General features: G+C 43.8%; 12 protein-coding genes and 1 pseudogene. 4 read left to right on the plus strand and 9 right to left on the minus strand.

Translation table 11 applies throughout. From position 1 onward, the window contains the following. The first annotated feature begins 280 nt into the window (after positions 1 to 280). Complete coding sequence (locus PX482_RS18255; RefSeq protein WP_002758958.1) at positions 281 to 1,600, plus strand: type IV pilus twitching motility protein PilT; 1,320 nt, start codon at positions 281 to 283, stop codon at positions 1,598 to 1,600. 90 nt (positions 1,601 to 1,690) lie between these two features. Then, complete coding sequence (locus tag PX482_RS18260; protein WP_002758959.1) at positions 1,691 to 2,437, plus strand: circadian clock KaiB family protein; 747 nt, start codon at positions 1,691 to 1,693, stop codon at positions 2,435 to 2,437. Here the strand turns inward: PX482_RS18260 and PX482_RS18265 are convergent. Continuing rightward, positions 2,434 to 2,646 carry a hypothetical protein gene (locus PX482_RS18265; RefSeq protein WP_002758960.1) on the minus strand — a complete coding sequence of 71 codons (213 nt, stop codon included), beginning with the start codon at positions 2,644 to 2,646 and terminating at the stop codon, positions 2,434 to 2,436. The two genes, PX482_RS18260 and PX482_RS18265, sit on opposite strands and share 4 nt — an antisense overlap. A 72-nt stretch (positions 2,647 to 2,718) precedes the next feature. On the opposite strand from PX482_RS18265, the gene PX482_RS18270 reads away from it, so the two are divergent. Next, the gene (locus tag PX482_RS18270; protein WP_012264942.1) at positions 2,719 to 4,380 is read left to right on the plus strand and encodes a M14 family metallopeptidase; all 1,662 of its coding nucleotides are present in this window, start codon (positions 2,719 to 2,721) and stop codon (positions 4,378 to 4,380) included. On the opposite strand, the gene PX482_RS18275 is transcribed toward PX482_RS18270, so the two are convergent. From PX482_RS18275 to PX482_RS18290, 4 genes are all read right to left on the minus strand, one after another. Then, positions 4,375 to 4,842 (minus strand): pepsin/retropepsin-like aspartic protease family protein, encoded by a 468-nt coding sequence (locus PX482_RS18275; RefSeq protein ID WP_002758964.1) that lies wholly within the window; start codon positions 4,840 to 4,842, stop codon positions 4,375 to 4,377. The two genes, PX482_RS18270 and PX482_RS18275, sit on opposite strands and share 6 nt — an antisense overlap. Positions 4,843 to 4,864: 22 nt before the next feature. Then, positions 4,865 to 4,993, minus strand: coding sequence for a hypothetical protein (locus tag PX482_RS18280; protein WP_287969786.1), 129 nt, complete (start codon positions 4,991 to 4,993; stop codon positions 4,865 to 4,867). 136 nt (positions 4,994 to 5,129) lie between these two features. Next, complete coding sequence (locus PX482_RS18285; protein ID WP_002758966.1) at positions 5,130 to 6,122, minus strand: pentapeptide repeat-containing protein; 993 nt, start codon at positions 6,120 to 6,122, stop codon at positions 5,130 to 5,132. Between the two features lie 33 nt (positions 6,123 to 6,155). Beyond that, positions 6,156 to 7,364, minus strand: a complete 1,209-nt coding sequence (locus PX482_RS18290) for a hypothetical protein (protein ID WP_002758967.1) — start codon at positions 7,362 to 7,364, stop codon at positions 6,156 to 6,158. Positions 7,365 to 7,726: 362 nt separating this feature from the next. Here PX482_RS18290 and PX482_RS18295 point away from each other — a divergent pair, with 362 nt between their 5' ends. Then, positions 7,727 to 8,524 (plus strand): glutathione S-transferase, encoded by a 798-nt coding sequence (locus tag PX482_RS18295; protein WP_002758970.1) that lies wholly within the window; start codon positions 7,727 to 7,729, stop codon positions 8,522 to 8,524. On the opposite strand, the gene PX482_RS18300 is transcribed toward PX482_RS18295, so the two are convergent. From PX482_RS18300 to PX482_RS18315, 4 genes and pseudogenes are all read right to left on the minus strand, one after another. Then, positions 8,458 to 8,661 (minus strand): hypothetical protein, encoded by a 204-nt coding sequence (locus tag PX482_RS18300; RefSeq protein ID WP_196219817.1) that lies wholly within the window; start codon positions 8,659 to 8,661, stop codon positions 8,458 to 8,460. The two genes, PX482_RS18295 and PX482_RS18300, sit on opposite strands and share 67 nt — an antisense overlap. A gap of 30 nt (positions 8,662 to 8,691) precedes the next feature. Further along, positions 8,692 to 9,381, minus strand: coding sequence for a response regulator transcription factor NblR (gene nblR, locus PX482_RS18305; protein WP_002758972.1), 690 nt, complete (start codon positions 9,379 to 9,381; stop codon positions 8,692 to 8,694). A gap of 41 nt (positions 9,382 to 9,422) precedes the next feature. Beyond that, complete coding sequence (locus PX482_RS18310) at positions 9,423 to 9,932, minus strand: hypothetical protein (protein WP_002758973.1); 510 nt, start codon at positions 9,930 to 9,932, stop codon at positions 9,423 to 9,425. 68 nt (positions 9,933 to 10,000) lie between these two features. Beyond that, a pseudogene (locus tag PX482_RS18315) lies at positions 10,001 to 10,214 on the minus strand (hypothetical protein); the annotation flags it as partial.

The raw sequence follows: 10,214 nt of genomic DNA on the forward strand, positions 1-10,214 counted from the left end.
AAATCATCAGACCTCAATCTCCATTATAACGAGTTTGGGGTCTAAATCCTGTTTAAAAGGTATAGGAGAGGGGGAATTATAAATTATGAAGTGGGGAAGTGGGGAAGTGGGGAAGTGGGAAGAATAAATAAAAATAATCTCCTGTCTCCTGTCTCCTGTCTCCTGACTCGGAGACCAGTGACTCCTTACTCCTCAGTCTAACGTCTGTGAGGAATTGAGAAATTGGGGATGAGATGTTAGTACAATCGGGGAATAGTAAAAGAAAAAACCCCTATTGCTCATGAGTCAAAATCCCAATTCTTCCTCGCGACCACTGCAGCCGCTGCCGGTTCCCTCCATGCCGATACCTCCCTCAGAGTTAATCACGGAAATCAGCATGGGGATAACTGAAGAAATGACGCAACAAGTGGCGACACCGACCAAAAACGTGCCGAATATGCCGCAAAATGGTCAAATTTCCGCCCCACGTCCTCCCCAAAATCGCGCTCCCAGTCAGGCTGCTTCTCCCCAAACGCCACCCCGGCCGGGTCGCGCTCCCAATCAACCCACCTTAGAACATTTGCTCCGGATGGCCTTTGATCGGGGTTATTCGGACGTTCACCTAGGAGTTGGAGAAAAACCCCGGATGCGGGATCGTGGTGAAATGATTATTCTCAACTATCCTGAAATTGACATCAACACTTTTTATAGTTGGTTACGGGAAATCCTAGGGGAAGAAGAAATCCTTCGCTTTAAAAAAGACCTAGAATTTGACGGTGCAACTCAGTACGAATTCGCTAGGGTGCGGATTAATATCTTTGAAAGTCTGCGCGGTCCTGGGATGGTTTTGCGTCTAATTCCCATGAAAATCCTCACTATAGAACAATTGGGCTTACCGGCTGTGTTACGGAATGTGTGCGATGTGCAGAAGGGATTGATTTTAATCACCGGTCCGACGGGTTCAGGGAAAACCACCACCCTAGCAGCCATGGTCGATTACATAAATAAAGAACACGCCAAACATATTATCACCATCGAAGACCCGATCGAATTTGTCCATCAAAGTCGTCGCAGTTTGATCAAACAAAAGGAAGTGGGAATACACACCCATGAGTTCGATAATGCCCTAAAAGCCTCTTTGCGGGAAGACCCAGATATTATTCTGGTGGGGGAGATGCGGGACAAATCCACCGTTAATACTGCCCTGAAAGCTGCCCAAACTGGTCACTTAGTTATGGGAACCCTGCACACCAACAGCGCCGTTAAAACCCTGGAGCGGATTTTAACTCTTTATACCGCCGAGGAACGGGAATCGATGCGGGTGGCGATCGCAGAATCCTTGGTTTGTATTATTTCCCAGGGTTTATGTCGCACCACCGACAGTAAACGGACCGCTTTTCACGATATTCTCGTCAACACAGAAACCGTCAAAGATTACATTTGCAGCGGCAAAAATGACGAAATTATCGAATTAATGAGAGATGGCGAATACCATGGCATGATTACCACTAATCAATCTCTGTTTAACCTCTATCAAGAGGGACGGATTAGCGATGAGGTCGCCCTGGAAATGTCCCCGGTTCCCAATGAAATGGCGATGATGCTGCGGGGTAGAATCTAGAAAAACCCTGAAGGAAATCCTTGAGGGGTCAAGAGTTTAGTAGTCTAGAAAAATAGAAGCTCCTATTGATTCCCTAGGGGAACCCCTCAAGTGACCACTTCCGCGATTGTGTTGCCCGATATTTTTAAAGGCATCGCCCTGTTTACCCCCGGGGGCGACCTGATTTACTGTATCGATCCTGATAAACAAACTCATTGGCATCTGAATCTCTGCGCTGCTCTCCAGTCCGCTTTAGGGTTGCCAGAACCCCCCCATTTTTTAGTTCCTAGTTTTACCGCTACCATCGATCGCTGGCGAGATCCCTACAGTCACCGTATTCATACTAGAGCCGAAGTCTATCCCCTTGTCCGTCGCTATCAGCCTTTATTAAATGCTATTTTCGCCACGGACGAGCGAGCTTGGTTTACTGTACCTTGGCAGGAACAATCCTCTAATCCCACTATCTTAGAAACCTATCGTCAGCAGTTTCCCCAACTTTGGCAATCCCACGATCTGATTCTCCGTTATCAGGAGCGCCCCGCAACGACTTCGGGGATTAGTGCTGACTCTGACTATACTAACCCTAGTCCCAAGGGTTATGTTTTGCGGTTATTTGTCTCCGGCAATAATGCCAATACTAAACACACCCTAGAATCGATCCATCAGCTTCTAGAGCGAGAATTACACCATCCCTATACCCTGAAAGTGATCGATATCTCTAAGCATCCAGAACAAGCGGAATCTAATCATGTCTCTGCTATTCCCACTTTAGTCCGGGTTTGGCCGCAACCGGTGAAACGCATCATCGGCGAATTTGAGGATTTACCGCGAGTATTACAGATTATCGCCACCGCTTAGGGGTTAAAGACTTCTGACTCGATTCCTCGCCACCATTCGCCCAATTTCATTAAGTCTTGCTGAATATCATCCAATTCTTGGATATATTCCTGTTGGGAAAGACTGGCACGACGTTCTTGCAGTTTTTTGAGACGCAATTGCACCAACAGCCAAGGCTTAGAAATACCGTTAGTTTCTTCGATATAGCGAGCGATATCCTGACTATCCATAGTTTTTTACTGTTATTATCCTATATTTTCTCAAATTAACCCGAGACTCCTTTTTTTTAGTTGCAGAAGATTATGTTTGATTTTAGCCACTATTACCCCTACGCCGAATTAGTTTCTTTCCTGAAAAACCTAGCCTCATCCTATCCTAATTTAATTAGCCTCACCTCGATCGGTAAAAGCTACGAAAATCGAGATATCTGGTTAACTACCCTAACAAATCAAGCCACAGGCCATTATTTAGAAAAACCTGCCTATTGGATCGATGCTAACACCCATGCGGGGGAAGTAACAGGCTCTGCCGTCGCTCTCTACACTATCTCCCATCTTTTGCGCCAATACGGTCATAATTCCCAAATTACCAGACTTCTTGACCATTACACTGTCTATATTTTGCCGCGATTAGCCGTGGATGGAGCGGAAAAATATCTCACTACTCCCTATCTGTTACGATCGAGTATTCGCCCCTATCCCCACACGGATGAGAAACCGGGGCTATATCCTGAAGATATTAACGGCGATGGTTTAATTCTACAAATGCGCCAAAAAGATACCTGTGGCGCTTGGAAAATTTCTGAACAAGATCCTCGCATTATGGTGCGTCGCGAACCGGAGGAATTTGAGGGAACTTTTTACACTTTGCTCACCGAAGGTTTAATCCGCGATTACGATGGCTATAATTTTACCACTGCCCCCACCCTAGAAGGCTTAGATTTTAACCGCAATTATCCCGTTTATTGGGTTCCTGAAGGGGAACAACAGGGGGCCGGAGATTTTCCTTTTTCGGAGCCAGAAACCCGTGCAGAAGCGGAATTTTGGGCAAATAACACTAATATTAATGGCTTCGTTACCTATCATACCTATTCAGCAGTCATGTTGCGTCCCTATAGCACCCATCCCGATGAATATTTCCCCGTGGAAGACTTAGAAATGTATAAATATATTGCTGACAAGGGAAAAGCAATGACTGGTTATGAATGCGTTTCTGTCTATCACGATTTTCGTTATCATCCCAAAGAAGTGACTAACGGTGCCATGGATGATTACGGTTACGATCATTTTGGTTGGTATGGTTTTACGGTGGAGTTATGGGATGCACCCACCCAAGCGGGAGTGAAAAAAGATGATTATATTCAATGGTTTCGCTGGCATCCTTTGGAAGATGAATTGAAGTTACAGCGTTGGAATGATGAGAATTTGGCGGGAAAGGGTTTTATTAATTGGCAAAGTTTTGATCACCCCCAATTGGGAGAGGTGGAAATTGGCGGTTGGGACTTTAAAAATGTCTGGCAAAATGCCCCAGAAAAGTATTTACCAGATTTATGTGAGAAACAATGTCAGTTTACTATTGCCCATGCTTTAATGTCACCTCTTTTAGCTATCTCTCGTCTTGATCTTAAGTCGGAGGGAAATGGTATTTATCATCTGGTTTTACAGTTAGAAAATCAGGGATTTTTACCCACTTATACCAGTAAAAAGGCACTGGAAAGAAAGATCGTTCGTCCCATTCAAGTCAAGTTAAATTTAGCCGATGAGGTGAGTTTAATAGTGGGAAAATTAGAGCAGGAAATCGGTCACTTAGAAGGGCGATCAAATAAAGTATATAGTAGCCTCGCTCATGGTTTAGATTATCGCTGTACGGTGGAATGGGTGATTAAAGGAGTTTCTGGTCAAGAAATCGAGATTATCGCTATAGCTGAAAGAGCCGGAACAGTCAGACAAAAAGTGATTTTATAGAGCTATTTTGTTCGATAAAATTGTTAAATAAGTCTCGTTAGATTCCGTGGGTAAAACTCGTAGTTTTTGGCTGCGAAGATCTGGTTCTAATCCCAAAGCTTCTAAAGGAATTACTCCTAATAAGTTGTTTTGACCTCCAGGTAATTCCAAACATTCAAAAGTCCCTTCCCGTCCCGCAATAATCAAGGTAGCATCGCGAAAAATTCTCGCTTTTCCTATCCCTTTAGCCGTAGCCACATCTACTTCTTTTAAAAGCTGTAAACCCAAGCTGGAGATTACTTCCGGCACCAGACAAAGAGTAGTTGCTCCCGTATCCACCAAGACATTTTCTAGGGTAAGAGAGCGAATTTGTTCCGGTGCGATCATACCATCCTCTGCACGAATTTGATCCGCTCGATTGATAACTGTAATGCTGGTGTAGATTTTGCCCATATCTTCTGCAATAATTGCTGGATTAACCATAACACTACCCTCAATTCTACCCCTAAATTATACCAGAATAACTGCTAACAACAATGTCTAAGTAGGGCTTGCGGCAAAAAGTTTTTCGTGGGGACAGGGTGTGGGGTGTGGGGTGTGGGGTGTAGGGTTTTACCGATTTTGAGGGGGTCAATTACCTAATTTTCAGGGAAAAAGTCCAGGGATTTTACCCCCGATCACTCCAATGGTAGGCACTTTTTGAGGGAAAAAAAGTCTAAAAGTCTTACCCAACAAGGTTTTTAGATTTATTCAGCCAACCCTAAGTAATTTTAATTATTAATCCGGCCATCGGGCATAATTGCACCGCGGAAGTTAACTCCCATCAGATTAGCACTCATTAACTCGGCACGAGTTAGATTAGCATTAGTTAAATCGGCACCGGTGAGATTTGCTCTAGCAAAGAAAGCATCGATTAAGTCAGCTTCGCTGAAATTAACTCCTGAAAGATTAGCCCTTCTTAAGTCAGCATGATTCATTCTTGCTGCTTGAAAATTAGCTTGACTAAGATTAGCTCGATCGAATTTTATTTGAGTCATAATTGCACTATGGAAATTTGCCTGCATTGCTTCTGTATCGGTCATTTTTGACCGCACTAAATTGGCTCCCGCTAGATTTGCCCCCACTAAATGCGCCCCGATTAAATTAGCATCAGTAAGTAAAGCATCTTGGAGATTAGCATTAGTTAAATCCGCTTTTCTGAGGTCAACATTGCACAAATTAGCCTCCTTTAAATTGGCTCCTACTAGATTTGCACGCACCAGATCAACCCCTTTCATATTAGCCCCTTGCAGGTCGGCGCGATAGAGATTAGCACTTTGTAAATTAGTGTTATGATTTTTCTTTTCCTGACGCATATTTGTTCCCCGCAAACAAGCACCAGTGAGGTTAGCACCACTTAAATCAGCCCCCCGTAAATCCGCCCCGATTAAGTTAGCATCAAGTAACGTCGCTAGGGTTATATCGGTATCACGAAGATTAGCACCTTGTAGCAGCGCTCCGTGTAAATTGGCACTGCGTAAATCTGCCCCATTTAAGTCAGCTTGGTTGAGACTAGCACCGCTTAAATTAGCTGTCACAAGATTAGCTTGAGCGAGATTAGCCCGGTTAAGATAGGTAAAGAGAAGATTGGCTCCGTGCAGATCTGCTTCATTTAAAACAATGCCAATTAAGTCAGCACCAACTAAATTAACTCCTGGTAATTTTAAGCCACTAAATTGAGTTTCTCCTGCGGCATAACGTTCAATTAATTCGTTGGGTTTCATAGGTAGAATGTCCAGATAAATTTGGATAAAAAATTAAAGAATTTTTTGTAAAGTTTGCACCAGAATACTGGCGGTTTGAACGTTAGCATCCGTATCCATTTGGGTTTGAGCAATATTGTATAGTTGAATTTCGATATCCTTGAGAGATTTCCCACTTTCGATGAGTTGTTGTAGTAAATCTTCTAGGGTATAACTTCGCAGAGTTGACCAATCTTGACCGCTCCGATCCCAAGGATGAAATAGGAGCGAGAAAATCAATATTTTGGCGCGTAAAGGATTAGCATACTGGAAAATTTCTAAACGAATTTCAAAGGGGTCGTAGGCGGGAATTTGTGGGGAATTACTGGGGTTGTTATTTGAGGAAGCCGGCTCGGCAAAGGGCAATTCCATGACTAATTGTGGTTCATTTAGATTGATGATCGAAGAGGAAAAATCCACAGGTTCACTTCTAGAGGGGGAGAAAGATGTGGTTTTAGCCGCAGAATCAGAATCATTCTTTAGATGAACTATTTGAGTGTTCAAGATTTGACTTTTTGACTCATTATCCTCTTCTTCGTCATCGTTATCAGTATCGTAGAGAGGCTCTAGTTGGGTAAGAATAATATCGGCTAGGGCTAGGTAGAGAGCTTTTTTATTAATCTTTTCGGCAACTTGCTTGAAAGTTTGTCGCAAGCTTAGGAAATTGGGATTGTTTCGCTGAAGTTCTAAAACAATATTTTTTAAGCCATAATTATTAATCACCGCTTGATCGTTTTCCCAACGATTTTTACAAGCGGCAAACATTAATTTTTGAATTCTCGCTGTCTCTCGATGATTTTCTATTCCACTAACCACCTGTCTTAATAAATTATCTTCCTCGTTGTTGACATCATTATTAACGGTGGTGAAGCTAGGGTTAACTTCCGGTTTCACTGGTAATAATTGATTGTCGTAGGCGGCAGCAACATTACTATATAATTGACTGATTTGCTCGATAATAACCGTGGCTACTCCCAGATAAGCTTTAGGACGATTGAGGGTTTTAACTAATTTATAAACAGAAAAAGTTAATTGTTCTTTATTGGTTTTGAGTTGCACTAACTCCTTCACCAGGTCTTCCATAGCCACACTGTTCAAAATATTAGGCTCATTTTCCCAATATTTTTTACAGATACAAAAGATTAATTTTTTGATCCGTAATTTTTCTTCGTGGCTGTCGAGATAGCGAACTACATCATTAAAAACGTCGATGGATAATTGCATAGTAACCTCTGATCCGAGAAAGGAGCCAGCCCTCGCACGCCTCTACTATAGCGGTATGCTATTGGTCTCTCGCGAGTCAGCTTGCCAGAATATATAAGTTATTCCTCGCTTTTAGTGCCTGAAAATATCCTAACCTAAAAGCGTGGCACTATTGAGTTGGGGTTGCCGGATCTGGTCTATCTTCCCTAAGAGTACCCAGCCTAATTCCTCAAATTAGCAAACGATGATTTTTTCGCCTGGCTCGTTTTTAGTACAAATGTTCGGACAAAATCGGAGTAAAGTCTTTAAGTTTAGACGACCGATGCCCGATAGGGTTAGAGTAATCAGGGAGAAACTGATTTATCGAGAGGCCATATCATCCCATGCTAGAACTCTACCAATTTGAATTATCTGCCTATTGTGAGAAAGTCCGTCTCATCCTCGACTATAAAGGTCTTGCCTATAAAAAAAGGGACGTGGTGCCGGGGGTGGGACAATTGGAATTATTCCGTCTTTCCGGACAGCGACAGGTTCCCGTCCTCAAGGATGGCGATACTTATATTGCTGACTCGACGGAGATTGCTTTTTATCTCGATCGCAAGTATCCTGAAAAACCAATTATCCCCACAGATCCCCTACAACGGGGTCAATGTTTATTAATCGAAGAATGGGCCGATGAATCCCTGGGATTAAAAGGAAGAACCGCTTTTCTCGGCGCTTTTGCCCAAAATCAAAACTTTCGTACCGCTTTTTTACCCCAGGAAACTCCCGGTTTTATGCGCTTGTTGCTGGGTTCCATGCCGGGGGAATTAATTGATATTTTGGGGGCGGGTGTAGGTCTGGGAAAAGATGCTATCAATACAGCGAAAAAGGGGCTACAACAGGATTTAGAGGCTTTGAACCTCATTTTAACCAATCGTCCCTATTTAGTCGGGGATCGGCCCACTTTAGCCGATTTAGCCGTGGCGGGATTAAGTGTGCTGCTTCAGTTTCCCCAGGGTTCCTATCTCAACTTACCCAGGGAATTGCAAGGCAAGGGGATTCCGGGGTTAGCCGATAATAGCGCCTACGAGGGCTTTTTTGCTTGGCGCGACCGTCTTTATAGTCAATACCGTCAAACTATCACCCCGGGAAGTTCCACCCCTCCTATCGATTCCCCCAACTCCATCCAGATTGAATAGCAGCGCTTGACTAGGCTGGTGGGGTTTGGGGTGTGGGGTGTAGGGTGTAGGTTGTGGGGTGTGGGGTGTGGGGTGTAGGGTGTGGGGTGTAGGGTGTGGGGTGTGGGGAGATTAAATAAAAGCAATCTACTGATCACTGATTACTGATCACTGATTACTGATTACTGTTAAGATTCCCGTAAAACGTAGCCCACACCACGCACGGTATGAATGAGGCGTTTTTGACCACCAGCCTCCATCTTCAGGCGTAAATAGCGAATATACACCTCAATAACGTTTGATTCTCCTTGAAATTCGTCTCCCCAGACATTTTCGAGAATTTGATCCCTCGATAATACTTCTTTGGGGTGAATCATGAGGTAGCGCAGCAGTTCAAATTCCTTCATCGTCAACTCAATATTTTTGTTTTTATAGGAGAGACGACGACTGGCTAAATCTAATACTAAGTCACCGAAACCCAATTGTTCGGGGGTAATTTCCAGAGGTTGCAGGTAAAAACGGATTAATTTGAGAAAAGATTGCGAATTATAGGGTTTGAGAAAATAATCGTCGGCTCCCGCTTCCAAACAGGCGAGACGTTCTTCTAGGGTTTCTTGAGATACTAACAAAATAATATAAACGCGACTTCCCTGGGAACGTAAACGACTACAAAAATTCACACCAGCCTCCGCTGCGAGGAAGCGATCGAGTATAATCATCGCTGGCTGCCAACTTTTCACTTCTGGGAAAGCGATATCAATGCTAGGCACGATCAGGGGACGATAACCTGCTTCTTTCAAGTCCGCACTAGCTAGTTTAGCGATATTCTCCTCAATTCCCACCAAGAGAATTGAAGAATTCGGAACGGATGTACTCATAAATCAGCAGCGGTAAAGAAATAGGAAAGACAGGGAGGGGACTACCTAATTATAGTTAATTGATTCTTGCCTAACCGATTTAATAAAAAAGTTAACGCTGTGGTGCGTTGGACAAAATTACCATTGATAGACCAACCGGTCACTCGATCGGGGGACGACCAAAGGCTAAGATGATCCACAGGCGGATCCGCATAAAAATTTTCTCCACCGCTACCCAATAAACAGGAACTCCAATGGGTAAAATAATCGTGACTAAGGCGATAAATGGGAAAATTACCGATTAATGGCACTCCCCACCCGTCTAGAGCTATTAAAGCTGCAATTTTTGCCCCTTGAGCTTGCCAATAATGAGCTAAAGCGATCGCATTTACCACCCCCGCACTAAACCCAATCAAGGTTAGAGCTTCTCCCGGTGAAAAAGCTTTATTTAAGCAAGAAAAAGGCGAAATAATAATATAGGGACTTAATTTGACCGATTGGCTCCCCAGATGTCCTAAAAAATCCTCGGTCAATCTAGAATCATGAAAACCCGTACAAATTACCAAAGACATAAAGTTAAGTAAAAATCTATGAGGGGTCAGTTATCAGTTATCAGTAATCAGTAATCAGTAATCAGTCATCAGTCATCAGTTTTTTCTCCCTGCTCCCCTACTCCGTCTCCCCACACCCTACATCCCACACCCCACACCCCACACCCCACACCCCACACCCCACACCCCACTTCCCCACTTCCCCACTTCCCCACTTCCCCACACCCCACACCCCACACCCTACACCCCACTTCCCCACTTCCCCACTTCCCCACACCCCACACCCCACTTCCCCACTTCCCC

The sequence above is a fragment of the Microcystis sp. M53602_WE12 genome, assembly GCF_030065455.1.
In the GTDB taxonomy this organism is placed as follows: Bacteria; Cyanobacteriota; Cyanobacteriia; order Cyanobacteriales; family Microcystaceae; genus Microcystis; species Microcystis aeruginosa.